At 59.8% G+C, this 23,520-nt stretch carries 17 protein-coding genes and 1 pseudogene; 13 read left to right on the top strand and 5 right to left on the bottom strand.

Annotated features, from left to right (window positions below; translation table 11 throughout):
• Positions 1–26: 26 nt before the first annotated feature.
• Complete coding sequence (locus R3C19_15545; protein MEZ6061761.1) at positions 27–887, bottom strand: sugar nucleotide-binding protein; 861 nt, start codon at positions 885–887, stop codon at positions 27–29.
• Positions 888–1,073: 186 nt separating this feature from the next.
• Here R3C19_15545 and guaA point away from each other — a divergent pair, with 186 nt between their 5' ends.
• The 4 genes from guaA (at position 1,074) to R3C19_15525 (ending at position 7,958) form a co-directional block, all read left to right on the top strand.
• Positions 1,074–2,669: a glutamine-hydrolyzing GMP synthase gene (gene guaA, locus R3C19_15540; GenBank protein MEZ6061760.1), complete on the top strand. Its 1,596-nt coding sequence runs from the start codon at positions 1,074–1,076 to the stop codon at positions 2,667–2,669.
• 602 nt (positions 2,670–3,271) lie between these two features.
• Positions 3,272–5,416 (top strand): M50 family metallopeptidase, encoded by a 2,145-nt coding sequence (locus R3C19_15535; GenBank protein MEZ6061759.1) that lies wholly within the window; start codon positions 3,272–3,274, stop codon positions 5,414–5,416.
• 152 nt (positions 5,417–5,568) lie between these two features.
• A complete protein-coding gene (locus R3C19_15530; protein ID MEZ6061758.1) occupies positions 5,569–6,558 on the top strand; it encodes a malate dehydrogenase in 990 nt (329 codons plus the stop codon).
• Positions 6,559–6,881: 323 nt separating this feature from the next.
• Positions 6,882–7,958, top strand: coding sequence for a lysylphosphatidylglycerol synthase transmembrane domain-containing protein (locus tag R3C19_15525; protein ID MEZ6061757.1), 1,077 nt, complete (start codon positions 6,882–6,884; stop codon positions 7,956–7,958).
• Positions 7,959–8,017: 59 nt separating this feature from the next.
• Here the strand turns inward: R3C19_15525 and R3C19_15520 are convergent.
• Together R3C19_15520 and R3C19_15515 are read right to left on the bottom strand one after the other, a co-directional pair.
• Positions 8,018–8,299: pseudogene (locus tag R3C19_15520) on the bottom strand (glycoside hydrolase family 97 C-terminal domain-containing protein).
• 574 nt (positions 8,300–8,873) lie between these two features.
• Positions 8,874–9,428 (bottom strand): DUF1579 domain-containing protein, encoded by a 555-nt coding sequence (locus R3C19_15515; protein MEZ6061756.1) that lies wholly within the window; start codon positions 9,426–9,428, stop codon positions 8,874–8,876.
• A gap of 501 nt (positions 9,429–9,929) precedes the next feature.
• On the opposite strand from R3C19_15515, the gene R3C19_15510 reads away from it, so the two are divergent.
• From R3C19_15510 to R3C19_15495, 4 genes are all read left to right on the top strand, one after another.
• On the top strand, positions 9,930–10,328 hold the full coding sequence (locus R3C19_15510) for a GntR family transcriptional regulator (protein ID MEZ6061755.1): 399 nt from the start codon (positions 9,930–9,932) through the stop codon (positions 10,326–10,328).
• Positions 10,321–11,223, top strand: coding sequence for an ABC transporter ATP-binding protein (locus R3C19_15505; protein ID MEZ6061754.1), 903 nt, complete (start codon positions 10,321–10,323; stop codon positions 11,221–11,223). The genes R3C19_15510 and R3C19_15505 overlap by 8 nt, the downstream gene beginning before the upstream one ends.
• Positions 11,224–11,315: 92 nt before the next feature.
• Positions 11,316–12,758: a hypothetical protein gene (locus R3C19_15500; protein MEZ6061753.1), complete on the top strand. Its 1,443-nt coding sequence runs from the start codon at positions 11,316–11,318 to the stop codon at positions 12,756–12,758.
• A gap of 27 nt (positions 12,759–12,785) precedes the next feature.
• Entirely contained in the window at positions 12,786–14,315 is a 1,530-nt protein-coding gene (locus tag R3C19_15495) for a hypothetical protein (protein MEZ6061752.1), read from the top strand.
• Between the two features lie 242 nt (positions 14,316–14,557).
• On the opposite strand, the gene R3C19_15490 is transcribed toward R3C19_15495, so the two are convergent.
• A complete protein-coding gene (locus R3C19_15490) occupies positions 14,558–16,441 on the bottom strand; it encodes a hypothetical protein (protein ID MEZ6061751.1) in 1,884 nt (627 codons plus the stop codon).
• Between the two features lie 511 nt (positions 16,442–16,952).
• Here R3C19_15490 and R3C19_15485 point away from each other — a divergent pair.
• The 3 genes from R3C19_15485 to R3C19_15475 all read left to right on the top strand — a co-directional run bounded on the left by R3C19_15485 (position 16,953) and on the right by R3C19_15475 (position 20,686).
• Positions 16,953–17,516 (top strand): sigma-70 family RNA polymerase sigma factor, encoded by a 564-nt coding sequence (locus R3C19_15485; protein MEZ6061750.1) that lies wholly within the window; start codon positions 16,953–16,955, stop codon positions 17,514–17,516.
• A 36-nt stretch (positions 17,517–17,552) separates the two neighbouring features.
• Positions 17,553–19,601 carry a protein kinase gene (locus R3C19_15480; protein MEZ6061749.1) on the top strand — a complete coding sequence of 683 codons (2,049 nt, stop codon included), beginning with the start codon at positions 17,553–17,555 and terminating at the stop codon, positions 19,599–19,601.
• 377 nt (positions 19,602–19,978) lie between these two features.
• A complete protein-coding gene (locus R3C19_15475; GenBank protein MEZ6061748.1) occupies positions 19,979–20,686 on the top strand; it encodes a Dabb family protein in 708 nt (235 codons plus the stop codon).
• 41 nt (positions 20,687–20,727) lie between these two features.
• On the opposite strand, the gene R3C19_15470 is transcribed toward R3C19_15475, so the two are convergent.
• Positions 20,728–21,582, bottom strand: coding sequence for a LamG domain-containing protein (locus tag R3C19_15470; GenBank protein MEZ6061747.1), 855 nt, complete (start codon positions 21,580–21,582; stop codon positions 20,728–20,730).
• A gap of 456 nt (positions 21,583–22,038) precedes the next feature.
• Between R3C19_15470 and R3C19_15465 the strand changes: the two genes are divergently transcribed.
• Both R3C19_15465 and R3C19_15460 read left to right on the top strand, forming a co-directional pair.
• Positions 22,039–22,335: an OadG family protein gene (locus tag R3C19_15465; protein ID MEZ6061746.1), complete on the top strand. Its 297-nt coding sequence runs from the start codon at positions 22,039–22,041 to the stop codon at positions 22,333–22,335.
• Between the two features lie 59 nt (positions 22,336–22,394).
• Entirely contained in the window at positions 22,395–23,519 is a 1,125-nt protein-coding gene (locus R3C19_15460; protein MEZ6061745.1) for a sodium ion-translocating decarboxylase subunit beta, read from the top strand.
• Position 23,520 lies beyond the last annotated feature (1 nt).

The following is a 23,520-nucleotide window of genomic DNA, read 5'->3' as shown; positions in this document are numbered from 1 at the left end:
AGAAATTGCATTCCGAAGCAGTCGATTCAGGCGGCGATCAACTCGGGCAGCCCGATCTGCATACAGTCGACCAGTGCGTCCAGTGTTTGCTTCATCGCGGGCATGCGAAGCGACAGGTCTTGTCTGGCACGAGCACAGTGCAGCGACCGTTCCGTGCGGTGAATCGCGTCGGTCGCCGGTGGAAACAGACTTCGGTGGCTGCCCATTTCGGCAGCCAGGTGACCCGCGAAACTCCACGGCGAAACTCGTTCCGCCCCGGACAGGTGCAGCAGTCCGGTCAGGCGATGCTTCAGCAGTTTGGGAAACATCGCCGCCAGCAGAGCCGCGGAAATCGGAGTCGACCATGTCGTCGAATTCAGTTCGCACGGCTGCAGGGTCAAAGCCGCGTCGACGATGCTGTCCAGAAAGGTATCACCGTGTCCTGTTGAGCCGATCGCGTTCGTGCGAACAACAAGATTCGAACCGGCACTCAGAACACAGCGTTCCAGTTCAAGCAGGCGCACGGCGACGCGTGTTCCATCGAAGGCGTCACATGATTCGTCGTGAAACATCCACGGTCCGCGAAACACGGCGTCACTGGAAATGAAGATCAGCGGTATCCCGCTTTCGGCCGCGGCGGACGCACAGGACGGAATGTGGTGTTCGTCCGTCGACAGGTCTCCGAATTCCGGATCCCACGATGATCGGGATGCTTCACCGCAGAAGACCACACAGTCGGCACCGGCTTCAAAGTATCCGGAATCATGCGGTCCGATGCCGCTCGCCCCAGCTCCCGGCAGGGATCCGGGCCGCAGGGTTTGCGACGTGATCCGGCAGGACTTTTCCAGTTGCGTCGCCAGTGCATGGCCGACAACGGTGTCCGATCCGATGATTGCTACGTGCCTCACGACTCGCCTCCTGCTTTTCGCCGCTGAAACTTTCGAACGTCGCGTACTGTCATCCCTGACGCGACGCCGGCATTCTACCGCCGACGGTAAATTCGGGCCAAGATCAGTTGAAGAACCGGCGTTGAGAATCGCCTGTCGTGTGCTAAGCTGCCGCGTTTTTCCAAACTCGGCGACAGCAGAAACACGATGGCGAAATCCTCGACAGGACCCGACGCAGCCGGCGCGCCAGCGCTTTCCCAGGCTCAGGATGAATCCGTATTGGTTATGGATTTCGGATCCCAGACGGCTCAGCTAATCGCTCGGCGAGTCCGCGACCAGAATGTGTTCTGCCAGATCGTTCGCCATGACCTGACCGCCGAACGCATCCGCGAACTGAATCCCCGCGGACTGATTCTGTCCGGCGGACCCGCCAGCGTCTACGCCGAAGGTGCTCCGACGATTGACCCGAAGATTCTGGAACTCGGCATTCCTATTCTGGGTATCTGCTATGGAATGCAGGTCGTCAGTCAGACTCTGGGCGGAAAAATTCTTCCCGCAACTTCCCGTGAATTCGGACGAGCGCCCTGCCGCGTCAAGAAGCACCATCCTCTGTTCGAAGCCATTCCCGATACGTTTACGGCATGGATGAGCCACGGTGACCAGGTTGACTCACTGGCCGGTGACTTCGAATCTCTGGCGACGACCGAAACATGTCCCAACGCCGCCATGCGTCACACTCAGCGACCGATCTTCGGGCTGCAGTTTCATCCGGAAGTCACTCACACGGACTTCGGCGGGCAGTTGCTGGGCAACTTCGTCCACAACATCTGCGGCTGCAAAGGCACCTGGCGAATTACGTCGCTGATCGAACAACAAAAGGAAAACATCCGCACTCTTGTCGGCGAAAACCGGGTTATCTGCGGATTGTCCGGCGGAGTCGATTCGTCAGTCGTGGCGGCACTGATTTCCGAAGCTATCGGCGAACAACTGTCGTGCATTTTCGTCGACAACGGCCTGCTTCGAAAAGACGAACGACGGCAGGTGGAAGAACAGTTCCGCAACCACTTCAAAACCGACCTGCACGTCGTCGACGCAAGAGAACGCTTTCTATCGGAACTGGCCGGTGTCTCAGAACCACAGCAGAAACGAAAGATCATCGGTAAGGTCTTCATCGACTGTTTCCGTCACGAAGCGAAATCGATCGAAAACGCGAAGTTTCTGGCTCAGGGAACGCTGTACCCCGACGTGATCGAAAGCGGAGCCAATGTCGACGGTCCGGCCGCGACAATCAAATCTCACCACAACGTCGGAGGACTTCCCGAAGAGCTGGGATTCGAACTGATCGAACCGCTGCGGGATCTGTTCAAAGACGAAGTCCGCCGCATGGGGCTGAAGCTGGGGCTGCCCGAAACTCTGGTCTGGCGGCATCCGTTTCCCGGTCCCGGCCTGGCCGTGCGATGCCTTGGCGAAATCACCGAAGAACGGCTCGAAATCATCCGCGAAGCCGATGCGATCCTGATCGAGGAACTCCACGCCGCGAAACTGTACCGCGAAGTGAAGCAGGCTTTTGTTGTGCTGCTTCCGGTGCAGTCCGTGGGAGTCATGGGAGACGACCGCACATACGAAAACGTCGCGGCGATCCGGGCCGTCCAGACCGAAGACTTCATGACGGCCGACTGGTACCCAATCCCCCACGACGTCCTTGGCCGCATCTCAACACGCATCATCAACAGCGTCCGCGGCATCAATCGAGTCGTCTACGACATCAGCAGCAAACCACCAGCAACGATCGAATGGGAGTGACTGAGTTTGGCGCGTGGGACAGATTTCCGTCATTCCCATGCAGGCGGGAACGCAGTCTCGCGATTCCCGTCATTCCCGCGCAGGCGAGAACCCAGCCGTCAAGTCGCAGTTCAGGCCCAGCGGGCCGGCAGTTCTCCCAGCCTGCGGCATCGCCCCGGGTAATCCACGCCACGTTGAGGCGTCCATTCGACACGTGAGATTCGCCCACACCATTCCGCCGACAAACCGCCTCACGAAGACAAATCGAACTGCCGGCCCGTTGGGCCTTTGGTTACGGTCGCACCCGTTTCCTGGGACGTCGTCCCAGGCTGGACGAACGACCGGCCCGTTGGGCCTTAATCGCCCATCAACGTGTGTCGCGCCTTGTGCCGGTGCCGCGCCTTGTGCCGGTGCCATCCGCCTTGTGCCGGTGCTTGTGCCGGTGCCATCCAACATTTAAGACATTGGCACAGCGGCACACGACCTGACCCGGGGGACGGCGCTGGTACACTGAATCCTGCCAGCGGCGTGCGTTCACGCTGAGCCGTGTGTTATCGACGTGTCGAATCATGAATGAACGTCCCATACATCCAATTCCCTGGCGCAAACGATCGGATTTGATCGTGCGACGCCATGAATCAGAGGGATGGGTGCTGAAGGATCCGCTGACGCTGGAATACGTCGTTCTGAACGACCTGGAATTCAATATCTTCAACCAGTTGGACGGAAGGGTGACCGCGTCGCGATTGCTGCAGCACGTCACCAGACTCGGCGAAGGGATTTCGATTGAAGAACTGAGCGGGTTTCTGAGGCACCTTGCGGCTCGGCAGTTGCTGCGATCCACGGTTTCCGCGTCAGCCGCACCGCCATCCTTTACGAAAACAGCATCCACGACAAAAACAGCATCCGCAACGACAGCCGCACTGGTCAGTGCTGTCGTGAAGCCGGTGCTGCAACTGCTGCGGCTGCGGATTCCGCTGCTGAATCCGACACGACTGCTGGACGCTGTGATGCCGGTCGTGCAACCGCTGTTTCAGCCGGCGGCGGTTGCTGTGATGATTTCTGTCACCGCGATCGCCGCTGTCCTTGTTGTGCTGCGATTCGACGAAATCACAGATTCGTTTCCACATATCGGCACGCTGTTGGGGCCGGCGAATCTGCCGTTGATGCTGCTGGTGTTTGTTATCGTCAAAGTGCTGCACGAAGCGGGTCATGCTTTCACATGCCGGCACTTCGGGGCCGAATGCCATGAAGCGGGCATCATGCTGCTGGTGATGACTCCCGTGCTTTACACAAACGTCACCGACGCCTGGCTGTTGCCTCGACGTCAGCGGCTGCTGGTGACGGCTGCCGGTCTGGTCGTCGAACTGGTGCTGGCGTCCGTCTGCACGATTCTGTGGTTCTTCGCTGCGCCGGGACTGACAAGAACTGTGCTGCTGAACACAATGATTGTGTGTTCGGTCAATACCGTGCTGTTCAACGGCAATCCGCTGCTGAGATTTGACGGATACTTCCTGCTGTCGGACTGGATGAATCTGCCGAATCTCGGCCAGCGAGCGTCCGCGACGGTGCAGGCATTTTTTCAGCGATTATTGACTGCCGGGGAAATGGGCAGCGACGAACCGGCTGACGACCGTCACGGTTTCCTGCTGAGCTATGGAGTGCTGTCACTGCTCTATCGAACGGTATTAACGATCGCGATTCTGAAGCTGCTGCAGACCGTCGGTCGCGAATGGAATCTGCGGGTGGTCACCGCAGGGATCTCCGTCGCGGTGCTGTTCGCGTTTATTGTCACTCCGGTTGCCGCGTTTTCTGGCGCTTTGATCGGCCACCACCGCACGCGCGGATTCCGTTCTTCCGCGAAGCGACGAATACTGCTGGCGCTGCCGGTGTTGATCGCTCTGGCGGCGATCCCGCTGCCTCATTCGGTGATTGCGCCGGCGATCGTGTTACCGGACGCGGTGCCGGTGTACGCCTCTCTGCCGGGACAGGTTTTCGCTGCTGCCAACTACGGCGACACCGTGCAGGCCGGAGACGTGCTGGCGGAGTTCCGCAATCCGGACCTGCAGCAGCGTCAGCAGCAATTGCAGGCCGAATTGAAAGAAAGCCGGCTCCGGCTGGAAGCGATACTTCGCGATCCGCAGACGGCCGGCTCACCGCTGGTCCCGGCGCTGCGTGAATCGATGCTGGCAGTGCAGGGAACGCTGGACAACGTGAATTCCGAGTACGCCGCGCTCTCGATTCGCTCTTCCATCAGCGGGACGCTGCTGCCGCCCCGAGTAACGCCGACGCATGATGATGACGACCTGCCCGAACACTGGTCCGGCCTGCCGCTCGAACATCTCAACCGACAATCATGGATCAATCGAGGCACGCTGCTGGGTTATGTCGGCGAACCGGAAACGTCATCGCACGTGGCCGCCTTCGTTTCGGAATACCAACTGGACACCGTCAGACCGGGGCAGTCTCTGCAGTTCCTTTCCGTCGGAACCGGTGCCGGTGCTCAGCGCGGGATTGTGGAACGCGTCGCTCCGCGCGCTGCCGATGAGCTGCCTTCGGAAATCGTCGCAGCGCGTCTGGCTGCTGCAATTCCGAATGGCGCGAAGTTCCGCCCGGCGGAGGTCGTCTATGAGGTGACGATTCGAATCGTTTCCGAAGAAGCTGGTGCGACGCAGCTGTTCGGCACGGGGCGGGTGCGCATTCAGACAGACTCCGTGTCTCTGTGGCGGCGGCTTCAAGGCTGGCTGCAGCGGACATTTTCCCGATAGCCAGCAGGGACGGGAACACGAAATTCTGTTCGTGAGACTCGCGCGGCCGCACTTTGGCGCGCGGCGACGGATGTGCCTACAATCCCGCGATTCCACCATCACAAAGTTTCCGGAATTCCGGTTTCCCTGCCCCAAAGCGAAAGGATTGTTGAATGTCGTCGCCCATTCGAGTTGCCGTCACGGGAGCCGCCGGACAGATCGGTTACGCACTTCTGTTTCGCATCGCTTCCGGACAGGTGTTTGGCCCGAATCAGCCGGTGATCCTGCATCTGGTGGAAGTGCCGCCGGTCATGAAGGCTCTCGACGGCGTCCAGATGGAACTTGACGACTGCGCGTTCCCCACGCTGGCTGGTGTCGTCAAAGCCGACAGCGATCATCTGGAAGACGGTTTCGGCGACTGCAACTGGGTGCTGTGCGTCGGCAGCGTGCCCCGCAAGCAGGGCATGGAACGAGGCGATCTGATTCGCATCAACGGCCCGATCTTCACCAGCACCGGCCAGGCAATTTCGAATGCCGCCGCGTCGGACGTGCGAGTTGTCGTTGTGGGAAATCCGTGCAACACCAACTGCCTGATCGCGATGAACAACGCTCCCAAAGTTCCCAACGATCGGTGGTATGCGATGACGATGCTTGACCAGAATCGAGCGGTCTCGCAACTGGCGCAGAAGTCCGGCCAGCCTGTCTCTGCCGTGTCGAACATGACGATCTGGGGCAACCACTCGGCGACGCAGTACCCGGACTTCTACAACGCGAAGATCGGCGGCAAACCGGTCGCGGAAGTCATCGGCGACGAAGCATGGCTGAAGGGTGATTTCATTTCGACCGTTCAGAAACGCGGTGCCGCCGTGATTGAAGCTCGGGGAGCTTCCAGCGCAGCGTCAGCCGCCAACGCCGTGATCGACACCATCCGCGCGGCCGCGAATCCGACGCCGCAGGGTCAGTCATTCAGCGCCGCGGTCTGCAGCGACGGAAGCTACGGCGTTGACGAAGGCCTGATCAGCAGTTTTCCACTCACCAGCGACGGAAAAACCTGGTCGGTCGTACAGGGCCGGAAACACAACGACTTCGCTCAGGCTAAAATCGATGCCACGATCGCCGAACTGCGCGAAGAACGTGACACCGTGAAGGATCTGCTGAAGTAGGATTCTGCTTCGCGGCCGGCCCTTGGTTGACGTGCATTACTGTACGACGGAATTCCATTCCCGTCGCTGTGAATCGGCGGGATCGGAGTCGCGTCATGCGTTGAGCTTCGCGCCCGGCATCGGCGTGTTCCGGTTGTGCGGAACGTTCGGATCAAAACGTGCCTCTGCACGAGCGGTGTTTGTGGCCTATACTTTGGTTCCCGGGCACTTGGTTCAGCCCGTGGTCGCGGATCAGGCCTGCACCTTCAGAGACACCACATTGATGGTCTGTTCTGCGACCACGGGTTGAGCATTCGCCTTTTCCCCGCGCGACGTCGCCAGTCATGAAACGCTTTCTCGGCCTGCTGATCGGCATTCTGGTTTCCGTGGCCGCGTTCGCGTGGTCGATGCAGGGAACGTCGCGCGAAGAACTGCAGGCCGGTTTTCAGCAGGCGAATTACCTGACGCTGCCCGTCATGCTGCTGCTGCTGTTCGGCTTCTACTGGCTGAAAGCAATGCGCTGGTCGTGGCTGCTGGCTCCCGTCAAGCCGCTGTCGACGAAACAACTGATGGCACCGCTGCTGATCGGATTCGCGGCCAACAACATTCTGCCCGCGCACCTGGGCGAATTCGTGCGAGTCTTCGTGGTACAGCGAAAACACAAAGTGCCCGCGAGCACTGTCCTGTCGACAGTCGTGCTGGAACGCATCTTCGACGTCCTGGCAATTCTGGCACTGTTCAGCCTGGGACTGGTCTTCACGAAGGATCTGCCGGACGAATACCGCAACGCCGCTAAGTTCCTGGGCATTGCCTCCGCCGGCGTTGTGCTGTGTGTTGTTGTGTTTCTGATCTGGACGGAGCAGTTCGTCCGCTTCACGATGGCCGTGCTGAACCGCCTGCCGTTTGTCCCCGAAGGACTCAGCAACAAGCTTCTGGAAATGCTGCGCAGCGGAGCTGCCGGACTTCAGGCACTTCGCAACGGTAAGGCACTGGTTCTGATCACCGCCAGTTCGCTGGCCCAATGGCTGCTGAACGGAATGATCGCCTACACGGCTCTGACAGCGTTTCACATTCCGGTGACTCCCGCCGCCGGGCTGATCGTAACCGGTGTCACAGCGCTGGGCGTGACGGTGCCGTCGACTCCCGGCTACTTCGGCGTCATCCAGGGTTGCTTCAAGATCAGTATGGCCACGCTGGCCGTTCAGCCGGACCCGTCGCTCGTGCTGGGATCGTCACTGTATTACCACCTCAGCATGTATATTCCGGTGACGCTTCTGGGAGTCTACTTCCTGAATTCGCTGGGCCTGAGTCTGCGGGATCTGAGCCACGTCGCCGACGATTCCGACACCAGCGACCGGCAGATCAGTGACAGCCGCGCCGAGGCAGTCGTCAACCCCTACACACCGCCGCAAAAGGTGTGACGCGCCGCTGCCCGCGACCGACCGGCAGCAAGACCTTCGTCGACCGGTTCGCGGCGGCATCAACGCTCCATTGGCGTCAATTGCGCGGCGAACCCGCCGGATGCAGGCATGAGAACCTCCAGCGAGTCTTCCGCCGAAACGGCCTGCCGCGAACTTTTCACGGATGTCGGACCGGCTGCCGGATCGTCCAGATACAATTCGGTCTGGTACGAACCGCCGCGAAGAAACGCAAGCGGCAGCTTCAAAGTCCTTCCTTCGGTCGCCGTCATGCCACCAGGATACCAGTCGTTACCCGATCGGCGGGCGATGACGAGACACTTACCGAACTCAGCATGCAGAACGCGTGTTTCGTCTCAGTTCGAAGGAATCTGCGCCAGCAACTTCCAGTCCGGCTGGCCCGAAAAAGCAGATGGATAATCAGCCAGCATGGGCAGATGGTTCTGGTAAATCACATACATCGCCAGTTGATGCGCGCGGGTTCGCTTTTGTTGGGTCCGCACCTCGCCGGAAAGGAGACGCCGAGCGGAAGATCGTCGGATTTCGGTTGCGGCCGCAGGTGGCTCTCGGAGCCTGCCCCCTTCCCCGGTTCCGTGAATCGCCCGGGCTGACAGCGGGCATTCAGCGATCCGGGCTGGAATCCCGCCTGCGCCGGAATGATGGCAAACAGGAACGCCGCGGCGTGTAGGGACCGAACGCACGAACGAATTTCGAAACGGTTTCCAGGTGAGTCGCAGTCTCTATCTGGCGGACACGATCGAGATCCTCGGATGTTTTTTCGTTCCCGGGCTGTGTCCGCTACTGCTGCCGCGTCCGATTTCGCGTCTCGGACACGCCCTCGCGGGAATGACTCTCAATCGTCAACGGTGGGAAACCGGAACATGATCCGCGAGCGTACGCGGCGCCGCACGGCAACCATTACTTGGCGCGGCGGATGTGACCGGTCATGAAGATGATCCACTTGCCGTCCTCACCCTGCATCGACGATGTTGCCACGATGTGGTCCGGCGATTTGAATTCGTACGAATCCCGGAACTTCGTCAGTTTTTTTTCATCCATGAAGTTGGGGCCTTCAGCTTCCAGCGTCAGCAGCTTGCCGGAGTCATCGACGGCGCCTTCGTATTTCCACATGTGATTCATCATCGAATCGACCCATGTCCCAACGTACTTTTTCTTCCTGGGGTCGTAGCCGATTGTCTGGATCGCATGAATGCTGCCGCCGCCTATGTCGCCAGTGATTTCTGATACCACCCAGAATTCACCCAGCATCCGCGAAGACATGGCTCCTTTGCCCTTGATCGAAGGCTGCCCTGGGCCCATCGACGCTTCCGATTCAGACTCCCATTCTCCGACGAACTGCTGCAGCCACGCATGTTCCTTTTCGGCAGGAAACTGCGGTGGCTGCTGAGCACACAGTGTCACGCCAGCAGTCAGTGCGAAGCACACGGAAACAGCGATTGCAAAACGTTTCATGGTTTCTTCCCCGTAGATGGTGATTCGCGGTGTGACGCGGGGCGACTTGCCCCTTCGCTTACCAGCCGCATCGCCGGCAACACGTCTTATGCGCGGCGAAGTCCGCCTTGTACAACAGCCTACCGCAGGAACGATAGCGGTGCCACGGTCACGCTTATTCGGCAGTTGGAAGTGTGTCAGGACCGCGTCCTGAGAAGGCCGCCGGCGCTGCCGGCTCAAGGCGCGTTCGCCCTTGAGTTACCTGATCAGCCCGGTTGATTCACGGTTGTGAGACAAAAGCGGCTGTCTCGGTTCATCGGATTCACTGAAAATCTGCTATCGGCCAGCTTTCGCTTGAAACCCGCCTGCATGTGTATTATTGTAGTAATACACACACTTCGAGTGTTGCCGCGGGTCCGTTGTCGAACGCAGTGGCATCACGGCGAAACTCGCGGCCTGTCGTATCGTCGCACAAAGACGCCGCGGCTCTGATGAATACAGAATGGCCCGACAGCAAGACGTATGAGTCCCAGACTACTGTTTCAGATCCACCCCTCGTCCGGCGTGCCGATCTATCGGCAGGTGATGGATCAGGTGAAGACTCTGGTCGCGGCCGGGAAGTTCAACGGCGACGAACTGCTGCCGTCTGTTCGGCAGATTGCCGAAGAACTGCAGATCAATCCCATGACCGTGTCCAAGGCCTATTCGCTGCTGGAACGCGACGGCGTGCTGGAACGTGTGCGAGGCCAGGGCATGCGCGTATCGTCGAATGCCGCCGGGCCGTCGACGGTGCGACAAAAACAACAGTCTCTCAAACCGCTGCTCGAACAGGTGGCCGCTCAGGCGAAGCAGTTGGAACTGTCCCGCGAACAGGTGCTGTCCGCGTTGTCTCCGTTGCTGAAGGACTTGAAGAATGGCTGATTCCATCATTCAAATGCATAACGTCACCAAACGCTTCGGACAGAAGACGGTGCTGGATGCGCTGAGCTATTCGCTGCGTCCGGGCACGGTCACGGGACTGCTGGGCACCAATGGATCCGGCAAGACCACACTGCTGAAGTGTGCACTGGGTCTGCAGACGCCACAGGCGGGAACGATCACCGTATTTGGTGAGCCGACTCTGGAACTGTCCGCCGCAGCGAAGGCCCGCCTGGCTTATGTGCCTCAGGAAGTGAGTCTCTATCCGTGGATGAAGGTGCGGCAGATAATTGCCTATATTCGAGCCTTCTATCCTCGGTGGAACGATCAACTCATCGCCCGGCTTGTGTCCGAATGGAATCTTCCCGTGGACGATCGAGTCGGCACACTGTCGACCGGTCAGACACAGAAGCTGGCCATCGTGATGGCACTCGGGCACGAACCGGACCTGCTGGTTCTGGACGAGCCCGTCGCCAGCCTGGACCCGGACGCTCGCCGTCGGTTTCTGGCGACGCTGCTGGACATGGCGATGTCGGGCGAACGCACGGTGCTGTTTTCAACCCATATCACGTCGGATCTGGAACGAGTCGCCGATCAGGTGGCTGTCCTGCAGAATGGAACGATCACGTGGGACGACGAACTGAGTTCTCTGAAGGACAGCGTGAAGCGCCTGCGAATCTCCGTCGCGGGTACTCTGCCGGACGGGATCAACACCGTTCCCGGCCTGCTGAACTGCGACCGCAACGGCCGCAGCGCCGTGATCAGCGTGCGTGACTTCGACCCGTCGCTGCCGGAGCGACTGCGTCACGAATGGCAGGCCGAAATCGATGTGGAAGATCTCAACCTCGAAGAGATCTTCCTGGAACTGCACCACTCGCCGCTGGTGGATATTTCCTAGCCGGTTTCATTTGTCGAACCGATTCAAGCGCGCGACGGAAGCCTTGTCACAGATGCATCGATCCCGGGACTGTCCGGATAGAAAGAACATTCATGTCAGCGACAACTGATCTGGTGCTGGCCAAGCGGCTGACGGGGTCACCGAATGTCTATCTTCAGGTGATCAACTCGTATTTGACCCGCCGCCTCTTGGTTCTGGCGATTCTGGCGTTTGGATTGATTGCCGGTTTGCCGGTATTCGTCTCGATCTTGTCGGACGAGACTCCTCGCGAGGCCGCGATGGGCGGCATCTTTTTGATTTTTCCGGCCATGTTCCTGGGGGCTCATTTGAAACAGCAACTGGCAACGCCGGAAGCGTCGCTTGTTCCCGGTTACCGGTTTCCTCACCTGGCGGTGGGAGCCTTCCTGCTGGTCGTCCCGGTCAGCATGGGCATTCTGCTGGCCGCGGCAACCGGAGGATCGGCGGCCGGCCACGTGACGATTCAGCTAAGTGCCTGGGTTGCTGTGTTCGGAATCATGGCCAATGCGAATACCGTTGGAGTGATCTACTTCTTCGGTCTGTTCGCGGCGATGTTTGCTGGTCCGCTGCGAATGGCCGTGTTCGAAATTCAGGACGGTCAGCGAACGGCTCTGATGCTGAGCCTGCTGTCGACGGCAGCCGCGATGGCCGTCCGGATGTTTTATCAGCTGTCGAAACTGACAGAAGAAGATCCGTCGTACGCCGCAGTGATGCCTATGAACATGTGGGATCTGAAGGCGGCCGAAATGCGTCGCCGCCAGAGGGCTCTGTGGCAGCAGCCGGGATGGAATACAAAGCGGTTTCAATGGTTCCTGCTCGGAGCTTCGCGGCGGCTGGAACAACTGACTCAGCGAGCTGGGGTCGGCCGACGGGAACGCATCCGGCTTTGGCAGTTGGCGGTGGACTGGCCGCAGGGAATCGTTTTCACGGCGATTATGGCGTGCCTGGTTGAACTCACTCCGTTGCAGATGATGGGAGGAGCGAATCCAAAGACCGCCGAAAGCTTTGCGGGGTTAATGTCGTTTCCGCTGATGTGGTCGCTGATGCTTTCGTGGATGTGCTGGCTGCCGCAGGTGCAGCGCTGGGCGCGTCTGGGATACGAATCACTGCGGCCGGTGACTCGCCGCGACTGGGTCGTGGAAAACGGCCTGGCCGTCCTGCGAACCATCGTGACGCTGCAGGTTGTGTGGCTCGTTATTCAAATTCCCATACTGTTCGTGTGGTTCCGCGAGTTCATCACATCGCCGATTCTTGCCGCTGCGGCCGTCTATTTGCTGTCGGCTCACGTCATGATTTTTGGATGCGGGGCATTGTCCGCATCGCTGGGTTCGATGTTTTGGAAGATGGTCGGCATGATCGTGCTTGTCATGATCTGCCAGGCCACATGGACCTTCATGGGAGCGACCAATGTTCTGCAGACGAACGCTGTTGTCGTAGCGTCGATGGCAATGTTGTGTGTCGGAGTCGCTGCGACGGCCTATGCATTCCGCCGATGGTGTCGGATCGATCTGGCCTGAAAGCCTGCAACGAGTGGAGACTGAATCATGTTCACAGAACAGCGATCACCGTTTCGGATTTTTCTATCCGTCTGGCTGCTGGTTTCGGCGGTGGCCGTGTGCTGGCACCTGGTTCCCGTGCTTGCCGACTATCGCCGGGAACAGCAGCGGCTGGCAGACCTGGAAGCTGTCTGGCAGCACGCACCGACGCCGACCGTGACGGTGCCCGAAGGCAGTCGCTGGCCGCACGCCACGATTGAGATGACGGGACATTCCATCCGCGATCTGGACGACAGCAGGCTCTCGGTGCCGAGGCTGAGTTTCGGACGACGAGGCCAGCTTGTCGCCGTATCGGCCGACGTCTGCGCCATCGCCGAAGGCCCGGAATGGCGGCTCAAGCATGAATTCTTTGAGCTTCATTCCACCGAGCGACTGTACCACGCAGCGTTGTCCGGTGACGGGAAAGTGATCGCGACGCTGGGTGAATTCACTCGGCTGTGCTTCCGCGACGCAGCGGATGGAACTCTGCTGCAGACCTTTGACGAAGACCAACCGCTGCCGGTCGCCGAACTGGATGTCAGCCATCGCGCTGACAGACATTCCAACGGTCTGCGATACAGCAATGCCGACGTTCGCAAGGTCTTCGCGGCTCCCGGCGGCTGTCTGTTTGCCGTCGGGAAGATGGACGGCACCGTGGAACTGTGGGCCGCCGAAGGTCAGCCGCTGCCGGATCGGCCCATCGGACTCGTGACGCCCGAATGGCCGTTTCAGCCGGATGACGACAGCCCCGCGCCGCGAAACTTTCGACGGGTGCACAAACTTCGGCCGCATGAAGGGCGAGTCGAAGACATGGCGTTTTCGCTGGACTGTCAGTCGCTTCTGGTTTCGTTCGGACGCGTGTTCGATGGAATGAGGGAAATTCCACGGCAGAACCCCGAGATGCCGTCGACGCTGTTTCCGTCGTATCGTTCGCCGGGCGACTACCTGATTCTGTCGTTGAACGTCGCGACAGGCGAGCCGCAATGGCAGCAATCTCTCAGACGCCCGCCGTCACTGCTGGCGCTGGATGCCGGTTCGCAGCACATCAAAGGACTGCTTCATCCGGCTCGATTCGCCCTGCTGACTTCGTCTGACGAACTGCAATTGCGATCGCTTGAAGACGGTAGCCTGCTGAGCAGGTTTTCCGTCAAGGCAACGAACGCTCGCGCCGACATTCAGGCGATGTCGTTCGATCCGACGGATTCGATCCTGCTGACCGTCGACCGCCAGTACGGATCGGGAGGCAACAGGAATGCAGTCACGTTCATCAATGCGTTCGAGGTTCACGACGGCAGCCTGATCGCATCGGCCGAACTTCCGGGACAGGTCATGCACGCCGCGTGGTCACCGTTCGGACATCAACTGGCGATGCAGCTTTTCTCCGACAAACAGAACCGCCCCGCATCACCTCCCGGCTTCGCCACCCCGTTCACTTCTCGCCGCCCCTTGTCGCCATTCCGACTTCACGTCTGGGACGTGCGGGTTCAGTTGCAGAGCGGCAATCGTCCCAACGCAAATCCGCCCGCGGAAGCGGAGTAGCGTTCGCTTGCCGGGAAATGTCAGTCTGGTTGCCCTACAGCGGTCGGCGTGCCAGGCCGCAGATCAGACTAACCCGGATTATTGACGGGTTTGTACGACGGGACTCCGATCCCGTCGAAATGCAGCGACGGGATCGGAGTCCCGTCGGACAGTGTGCATTTCGCCGACTCAACATAGCCACCGTTTCCCGGGCGCCGTACGTCGGGAGATTCTGATCGCGTGAATCATCCGGGCTGAGTGCTTCAGTGTTCGCCCAGCAACCGCTGTTCGTTCGAGTCCAGGACCTTCGTCCCATCGAGGCGGCGGTGCCTTCGCCGCGATGAGCAAGATCGAACAAGAGCGCCGCCGAGAAGCAGCCCGCAAATCCCCCATGTCGATGGTTCCGGGACGGCCGTGACCGACAGTGAGCCACTGGAATACAGGTTGCTGCTGTCCCAGGCGAGGCCACCGGACAGGCTGGGCAGGTTGAGTGTGTCGAACGTGCCGCTGACCGAGTCGAAATCGAACAGATCGAACGTGCTGCCGTTGGCTGCCGTGAAGCCGCCGAGGAACGACACGTCCAGACTTCCGCCGGTCAGGATCCAATTGCCGTTGATGTCGATGAAATCGAATCCCGTCCCCTGAGTCAGCCCGGCGATTTCGATGCCAATGCTGCCGCCGCTGAGGAGGTAGTTGCCATTGATCGTCGTGATGCCGGGCGAATCGCCGGGAGCCAGCAGGCCGCCGGACTGAGTCAGCGTCCCGTTGACGGTTTCCACGTCCAGCGTGCCTCCGCTGAATGCAAAGTCACCCTGAATCGTGGGCGCTTCGAGTTCTCCGCCAGTCATGGAGAAATTCGAAGGTGCTCCGGGAGTCACGGTGCCGGACGCTTCGATCTTTCCTCCGGACAGATTCACCTGGCCACCGTTGAGAATCTCGACCGTCGCAGTTTGAAGCGTGCCGCCCGCAACGTTCAGAATGCCTTGTGGTCCAACCCTCGTTCTTCCCAATCCCGTCACATTCACCACCAAACCGCCGTTCTCAATGTTCAGTTTACCAGTTTGCGAGGCTCCAAGGGAGCTGCCGATCGTGAGGCCGTTGCTTCCGGTGTTCTGCCACGTCGAGCCGGTTCCCCGGACGATGACAGTTCCAGCTGCGATATTGCCTAAACCGCTGGTGACTAAACCGCCGTTTTCAATGGTCAGAGAACCGGTTCCACCAGACTGACCAATCTGGAAGGCTGCGTTTCCGCCGCCGGCGGCCCAGGACGATCCAGTGCCAGTCACCAGGACACTACCCGTTGCGCCCGAACGGTTGCCCACAATGCCAAAAGTGCTTGTAACAGACGCGCCGTTGCTGATCGTGATCGAACCGTCGCCAACGTTAATGCCGCTGAAGTTCGACCAGGTCGACCCGGCACCGTCCACAGTCACGGTTCCGGACCCGGTGCCGTTGAACGTAGCGCCCACGTTGGCGGCATTGTTTCGGGCGCGTCCGCCGTTTGTGATGTTCAGTTCTCCGGTGCCGTCCTGACCGATGTGCAGATTGGAATTCACTTCGAAGAATGACCCGGCGCCATCGACGTTGACTGTTCCCGTGGAGCCGGACAGTCGGCCGATCCAGCCGTCGGCGACATTCGGTGACGCATCTTCCGCCACGCCGCCGTTGAGGACGTTCAGCGTCCCGGACCCGGCTTCGCCCACGCGGATCCCGCCGCCGACGCCTCCCAGGTTTCGCATCCGCGATCCCGTTCCCGTAACGGTCACTCTTCCGGTCGAGCCCGCGTTCTGGCCAATGATTCCCGTATCGCGATAGGTCACAGTTCCGGCGTTCTGAACAGTGAGTCGCCCGGTGCCTGATTCGCCGATGTTGAGTTGGCGGTCGTTTTGCCAGGTGGACCCGGCACCTGTGACCAGGACAGTTCCGTCTGATCCCGCCTGACGACCGACACGGCCAACGTTATTGACTTCAAACGTCCCGCCGTTGATCTCCATCGATCCGACACCCGCGTTTCCCACCCAGCGATCGAAACCGACGCCCGTAAATGGCCTGCTGACGTCACCGACTTCAATGACATCGCCACGGACACCGCCCACGACCAGACAACAGACGAATATCGACAACGTTCCCCGGCGAACACGCCACATACAACCATCGCCATTCAATGGCTCAGCCCCCTGCTGGTGGATTTGATCGGTCACAGGCATGTGCAGCGCGCAAGAGCAGTGCACAATCATTCCGATCCCGTCCCCGGAAACATCGGGCGCTGAAACCTTGGGAAATCCGGGGATTTCCGAAAAAGGTGCGGACGAGCGTCATGAAAACGAAACGGCTGCGGACAACTTCCTGATACGTGACGTCGATGTCCTTCAACAAGCTGCCGGCTGCCAGTACGGGAATCGCGCTCGCCGGTGATTCCTTCTGGCACAAGACTCCCCGGAGACGTCGTATTGCTGCACCGAATCGTCACGCAGGGGGGCTGGAGTTGACCGCTGCGTCGCAAGACGGAATCATGGTCTCGTGCCACGAGTTGCGGTTGGGACCGTGCTGCGGACGCTTCCAGAGTCAGACGACGCTGCGGTGCCGGAAAGCAAAACAAGGCCGCAGGCGATCGATCGTTCGCCAGATTGCAGCAGAGTTTCGCGAGCAAGTGCGCAGATGAACTCCGACAATGGCCACAACCCGGAGCGATATCGATCGTACCTTCGCGCGATCGCTCGGGCCGGCCTTTCGCGTGAAGTGCAGGGAAAGGTCGATCCTTCGGACATCGTTCAGCAGACACTGCTGCTGGCTCATCGGGCGGAATCGGACTTTCGCGGAACAATCGAATCCGAACGCATCGCGTGGCTGAAGAAGATTCTGTCCAACGTTATCGCGAGGACGTTGCGGGATCTTCGCCGCGATCGGCGCGATATTCGGCGGGAACAGTCGCTGGAAGACGATCTGCTGGAGTCGTGGATGAAGCTGGAGAACTCCCTGGCCATCACCGTCGACGCACCACCGGACGCCATAGCCCGGCAGGAAACGCTGTTGAAACTGTGCGATGCCGTCGAGCAGCTTCCGGAGGCGCAACGGATGGCTGTTGAGTTGCATCACTTTGCCGGCCTGACAATTTCTCAGGTGGCTGAAGAACTGGACCGTTCTCCCACGGCGGTCGCGGGTTTGTTGAAACGCGGACTCAGGACACTGCGGAGTTCGATGGGAACTGAACGCTCCGCGTAGCCGAACGCACTGCCTTTCGTACTCCGGGTCACCGAAATGAAAGACCTCAGCCGACAGATTGATGGTGTGATTGCCGAATACCTGCGGGCCGCCGAAACCGGAACTCCCGCCGATCGTCGGCGGCTGTTGAACGAGCATCCGCAGTTAAAGTCCGGGCTGCAGTCGTTCTTCGATTCCTATGACCGGATGGATTCCGTTGTTGAACCCGATCGGACGGCCCTCTTTCAGCCGGGCGAACATGTCGGGCGCTATCAGCTTGTTCGAACGATCGGGGAAGGAGCCTTCGGGCAGGTGTGGCTGGGCTTCGACACGGAACTGAAGCGAACGGTGGCGATTAAGGTTCCGAACGCCGCCAGGCTTCGCGATCGCGGACAGTCGGAGGCGTTTCTGGCGGAAGCCCGCCTGGTGGCCGGCATGGAGCATCCGGGAATCGTCCCCATCTACGACGTGGGGCGTGCGCAGAATCGCTGCGTCTATCTGGTATCGCGCTACATTGCGGGAACGGATCTGGGTGCGGCGATGGAACATCAGCGGCTGCCGTTCGACGAAGCGGCGAGGATCGCGTCAACGGTGGCTTCGGCGCTGGAGTACGCTCATTCCCGAAAGCTGGTCCATCGTGACATCAAGCCGTCAAACATCCTGCTGGAACTCAGCGACCGCACGCCGTACGTCACGGATTTCGGGCTGGCGATTCTGGGATCGGAGACTCCGGAAGGCCGGAGGCTGGCGGGAACTCCGGCGTACATGAGTCCCGAACAGGTCCGCTGTGACGAAGCGCATCTGGACCATCGCAGCGATATCTTTTCGCTGGGAGTCGTGCTGTACCAGATGCTGACCGGACAGAAGCCGTTCAATGGATCGTCGGCCGTTGACGTGATGAAGGCCGTGACGGAAACAACGCCGCCGGCACCGCGCGCGGTGGATCCGGACATTCCGGAATGGCTGGAGGCGGTCTGCCTGCGTGCGATCGAAAAGAACCCGTCGCGGCGGTTTGCAACGGCCGGCGAAATGGCGGCGGAACTCGGTCATCACGACCGGAGTCCGAAACAGAAGGACCGCACTCCCACAACGGTCATCGCTTCCGCCGGCATGTTCGAATCAGAAACCGCTGAACTCAGCAGTTCCCTTTCAACCGGGCATCCGGCACGCAATCCGGCCGGCACCGGAACTCGCTGGAAGACACGACCGGTGCTGATCGCCGGTGTGGCGCTGGCTGCCGTCACGGGCTACGCCTTCGGGCCGATGAAACTGTTCCGCCCGGATACCGCCGCCGATGCGCGGCAGGACGCCGGTACTTCAACGGCAGACATTTCGCCAGCCGTGGTTGATCCGACGAACGCATTCCAGTCATCCGATGCGGAACATCGAATCGCGGCTCGCGTGCTGTCGCTGGGCGGCACGGTCGACGTCACCGACGGGATTGAATCGAAGGAAATCGGGCGGCTCGATGAAATCCCGGCCGGCAGGATCGGGCTCACCTGGATCATGATGCCGAAGAACGAACGCGTGAACGACGAACTGATCCGCGAGTTCCGAGGGCTCGACAAGCTGATCGGAGTCGACTTCTTCCGCACGGCTATCAGCAACAGGACGGCGGCCGAACTGGCCACGTGGAAATCGCTGACTCACGTCTATCTGCACCAGGACAGAACCGTCAACAGCATCACAGACGACGGCATTCTGGAGCTGGCGAAGCTTCCAAAGTTGCAACAACTTGTCATCAGCGGGGACGACATCACCGACGCCGGACTCGCGGGTTTCGCCGGAAACCGGACTCTGGAATGGCTCGATATCAGTCACACGCCTGTCACCGACGACGGACTTCGCAGTCTGAGCGACGTGCGATTCCTGTCAACGCTCGACATCGGTGGAACCGCCGTGACGGATGCCGGCCTGGCCCACCTTGTCAGTCTCACGCACCTGCAGACGCTTTGTGTTGACGAAACACGGGTCACGGGAAACGGTTTGCGGCTGTTCGACAATCACTCCCTGAAGCGTCTTCAATTGAGCGGTGACCGCATCGACGATGCAACCGTTGCACATCTGCGACAGCAACACCCCGACTGTATTCTGCAGATCGACTGAACCCGGGCCGTATCGGCAAACGGCCGAACCCTTCCCGAACTGCATGCCACAGATTCGCAGCAGATTCGCGGGTCAGCGGTTCACAGCGATCGCTCGGCCATACTCTGTCACGTTACTCAGGCTGCGGATACACTGCCGCTGTCAACTGCCGGTCGGAATTCGTCCGTCCCGGCCGGGTCGTTTTCGTCATCAGGAGATGCTGAATCATGGCACGAAATCAAATCCATCATTCGAAGTCGCCGTGCAACGATCCGCGTCAAGCACGAAGCAGGCGGCTGTGCCTGTTCGTCGCGATCGCACTTTGTGCAACCGGGATCTCGTGTGCCCCTGAATCGACGTCGCCCGAATCCGCAGCGTCCAACAGTGAGACTACAACAATGCCAGGAACTGCTGACAAGACGGCGGCGGCCGCGACACCCGACGCAGGTGTCGCCAATATCACTCCGCCACAGCCCGGGCAGGTGCTGCGCCATGCGGTGTTCTTCAGTTTCAAGGACGAATCGAGCGAAGAAGATGTCCAAAGTGTCGTCAACGCGTTTCGCGAACTGCCGTCGAAGATTGATTCGATCATCGACTTTGAATGGGGCACCAACAACAGTCCGGAAGGGCTGGACGACGGTTTCACGCACTGCTTCCTGCTGACGTTCAAAGACGGCGCTGGTCGAGCGGAATACCTGCCGCACGAAGCTCACAAAGCATTCGGCGACGTGTTGCGACCTCACATGAAAGACGTATTCGTCATCGACTACTGGGGAACTCCGGCGGAACCGCCGGTAGACAACGCATTGCGCCACGCTGTGTTTCTGAAGTTCAACGACGATGCGGCTGCAGAAGACATCGCAAAGGTCGAAGCCGGCTTTGCCGAACTACCCTCGAAGATCGACACGATCCGGGCCTTCGAATGGGGAACAAACAACAGCCCCGAAAAACACGATGACGGATTCACTCACGCGTTTCTGGTAACATTCGGTTCAGAAGGCGACCGAGCCGCCTACCTGCCGCATGCCGACCACGAAGCATTCGTCGAAGTGCTGAAGCCTGTGATGGACAAGGTGCGCGTGCTGGACTTCTTCGCTCAGAAGTAGAAGGAACGAACCTCCGGGGACGTGTCACGAGTGCCGGTTTCTCACAGGCCGTCCGGCAATTCGTACAGCGTTTTCACATCGTCGCTGCTGAGTGCGTGGTTGAACAACGCCACTTCGTCGATGTCGCCGACGTAGTTGATTCCCAGCATCATCACGGCTTCCTTCTGCCCGTCGCCTGAAGGTTCCCATGTAAACCGCAGCGGCTGCTTCAGAGTGCCCTGAAGTTGTCCGTTCAGGTACAGACTGGCGGTCGAATCCGCGCCGGTTGAGGAATTCACGTCGTGAAACGTGAAGGCCACGTGAGTCCATTTATCCCGCGAAAATGGCGGCTTCCTGACGACAATCATCGGTCGGCGTTCAACAGGCCAGTCGTCCCAGGAGATGTCTTTCGGGTTCCAGAACTTGTAATCCGAGAAGACTCCCAGACGAAAGTCCCGCGGCAGGTCGCGGTCGAAGTCGACAAAGAATGCCGCATCGTTCCAGGTCTTTGACGTGATCTGCACGGGATCGCAATAACCTTCGGGAAGGTCATCGTCGGGGCTGAGCTTCATCCAGAACGAAAACGTGCCGGACCAGTCGCCGCGAGGCCGAAATCCGTTGTCGGCGACCTTGTAGAACAGCACCTGCGGAGTCTTCGCGGAAAACCGAAGCGCGTCGCCAAATCGCCCCGCGTCGGCTGCGATTGAGACTTCCGACACGTGGATTCCCGGCCTCACGTCTTTCATCGCGATCGATTCCGCCGTGTACAGGCGACCGTCGCCTTTCGCGATCCCGGCGTCCGCCGATCCGTCGAACGATGCACGAAAAATCAGCGATTTCCTCAGCGACGAAGGGTCTTCGGCCGCGGCCGTGATGGCAGCGGAAATCGATACCAACAGACAGACAGAGCGAATCATCAGGTCAATCCGATCGGCAGGCGGTGGCGCGGACAGGCGTTTCTCGGACGCGCATCATACCGAACGGCGAGCGGCAATCGACCGTGGACGGCGGTTCGAAGAATTGCCGCGAATCGGCCGACGGTGTGAGATGACGCTGCGGCGCAAAACCGCTAGCTTCCCGCATTCTCGAAGCCTGCTGTTTCGACCGAATCACCAGGCGACTTCCGGAACCCCGGACCGGCTTCGGAGTTGTCCCCGCCCATGCTGTCGGTGGTCTAGTGCCTCGTCCAACGTATTTTGATGTGTGCCACTGGCTGTGCCAGTGTGATCAGGGTTGCAGAGCACTGGCACGGCCAGTGGCACCTGACCCATCAATTTATGCCTGACGCAGCACTAGATCGGACCGCCGACTGTCCGGTTTCTGTGGCGGAAGCCGAGCCCGCCGAATCTGCTTTTCACGGAGTTACGAATCCCATGACGATCACTGCAGCCGTCGATTTCTCCCGGATGATTTCCGGTGAAGGCCCGTCGATCGCGATCAGCGGCATGTTGATTGTGTTCGCCGCGCTGCTGCTGATCACATTGTTCATCTCCGCGCTTCCAAAAATCCTGCTGGCCGTCGGCAAGTTCCTTCCCGAAGCCCCCGAACGCCACGCGTTGCCGGACCGATCCGAAAGTCTGCTTCCCGATGACGCCCTGCTGGCAGCGATCGGTTTCGTTCTGCATATGGAGCTTCAGAAACAAGCTGCGGGAAACAAGCCGACTCACTGATATTGCAGGTCGCCGATTCGGCTGCCGGATTTTCCGTAAGGAACACAAGAAGCCACACGATGAAGATTCTGTTCGACTTCCTGAACACGACCGGGTTCGCGTCGATGACGGCTGGGAATCTGATCATGATCCTGGTCGGGATTGTGTTCATCTTTCTGGCGATCAAGAAGGACTATGAACCGCTGCTGCTGGTACCGATCGGGATGGGAGCCATCGTGGGCAACATTCCCACAACTCCCGGAATGGCGTTAAGCGTTTACGATTCCGGCAGCGTGCTGAATTACCTGTACTTCGGCGTCAGCCAGGGCATCTATCCGCCGCTGATCTTCCTGGGCATCGGCGCGATGACGGATTTTTCGACAATGCTGTCGAGTCCGCGGCTGGTGCTGCTGGGAGCCGCTGCGCAAATCGGCGTGTTTATGACGTTTCTTGGCGCGCTGGCGCTGGGCTTCACGTCCAGCGAAGCCGGTGCCATCGGAATCATCGGGGGAGCCGACGGACCGACATCCATCTTTCTGGCGTCCAAGCTGGCGCCGGATCTGCTTGGCCCGATCGCAATCGCCGCGTACTCGTACATGGCTCTGGTTCCGGTGATTCAGCCGCCCATCATGAGGCTGCTGACAACACGGTCGGAACGGCTGATTCGCATGAAGCCGCCGCGAAAAGTGTCGACTCGCGAGAAAATGATATTCCCCGTTGCCGCGTTTCTGATCTGCACCATGATCGCTCCCGGAGCCATCGTGCTGCTGGGAATGCTGTTCTTCGGCAACCTGCTGAAGGAAAGTCTGGTCACGGAACGCCTGGCCAACACGGCTCGCACGGCGATGATCGATACCGTGACCGTGCTGCTGGGGTTCTGTGTGGGAGCCAGCACTCAGGCAAACACGTTCATCACCAGCAAGTCGCTGCTGATCTTTGGGCTGGGAGCGTTGTCGTTTGCTGTGGCAACGGCGGGCGGGGTGCTGTTTGCGAAGTTCATGAACCTGTTTCTGACGGACAAGATCAATCCTCTGATCGGTGCGGCCGGAGTTTCCGCGGTACCGGATTCCGCCCGAGTCGCTCAAATGGTCGGGCAGAAGGAAGATCCTCACAACTTTCTGCTGATGCACGCCATGGCACCCAACGTCGCGGGAGTCATCGGTTCCGCCGTCGCGGCCGGCGTGCTGTGGGCGGTGTTGTCGTAGC

The sequence above is a fragment of the Planctomycetaceae bacterium genome (assembly GCA_041398785.1).
GTDB lineage: Bacteria > Planctomycetota > Planctomycetia > Planctomycetales > Planctomycetaceae > JAWKUA01.
This window is presented reverse-complemented; position numbering and strand designations above follow the sequence as displayed.

Excerpts from the sequence above, each read along its gene's own strand:
- guaA (MEZ6061760.1), top strand. The coding sequence starts at position 1,074 with ATGGCGAAATCCTCGACAGGACCCGACGCAGCCGGCGCGCCAGCGCTT.
- R3C19_15530 (MEZ6061758.1), top strand. The coding sequence starts at position 5,569 with ATGTCGTCGCCCATTCGAGTTGCCGTCACGGGAGCCGCCGGACAGATC.
- R3C19_15525 (MEZ6061757.1), top strand. The coding sequence starts at position 6,882 with ATGAAACGCTTTCTCGGCCTGCTGATCGGCATTCTGGTTTCCGTGGCC.
- R3C19_15515 (MEZ6061756.1), bottom strand. The coding sequence starts at position 9,428 with ATGAAACGTTTTGCAATCGCTGTTTCCGTGTGCTTCGCACTGACTGCT.
- R3C19_15510 (MEZ6061755.1), top strand. The coding sequence starts at position 9,930 with ATGAGTCCCAGACTACTGTTTCAGATCCACCCCTCGTCCGGCGTGCCG.
- R3C19_15505 (MEZ6061754.1), top strand. The coding sequence starts at position 10,321 with ATGGCTGATTCCATCATTCAAATGCATAACGTCACCAAACGCTTCGGA.
- R3C19_15500 (MEZ6061753.1), top strand. The coding sequence starts at position 11,316 with ATGTCAGCGACAACTGATCTGGTGCTGGCCAAGCGGCTGACGGGGTCA.
- R3C19_15495 (MEZ6061752.1), top strand. The coding sequence starts at position 12,786 with ATGTTCACAGAACAGCGATCACCGTTTCGGATTTTTCTATCCGTCTGG.
- R3C19_15490 (MEZ6061751.1), bottom strand. The coding sequence starts at position 16,441 with ATGTGGCGTGTTCGCCGGGGAACGTTGTCGATATTCGTCTGTTGTCTG.
- R3C19_15485 (MEZ6061750.1), top strand. The coding sequence starts at position 16,953 with ATGAACTCCGACAATGGCCACAACCCGGAGCGATATCGATCGTACCTT.
- R3C19_15480 (MEZ6061749.1), top strand. The coding sequence starts at position 17,553 with ATGAAAGACCTCAGCCGACAGATTGATGGTGTGATTGCCGAATACCTG.
- R3C19_15475 (MEZ6061748.1), top strand. The coding sequence starts at position 19,979 with ATGCCAGGAACTGCTGACAAGACGGCGGCGGCCGCGACACCCGACGCA.
- R3C19_15470 (MEZ6061747.1), bottom strand. The coding sequence starts at position 21,582 with ATGATTCGCTCTGTCTGTCTGTTGGTATCGATTTCCGCTGCCATCACG.
- R3C19_15465 (MEZ6061746.1), top strand. The coding sequence starts at position 22,039 with ATGACGATCACTGCAGCCGTCGATTTCTCCCGGATGATTTCCGGTGAA.
- R3C19_15460 (MEZ6061745.1), top strand. The coding sequence starts at position 22,395 with ATGAAGATTCTGTTCGACTTCCTGAACACGACCGGGTTCGCGTCGATG.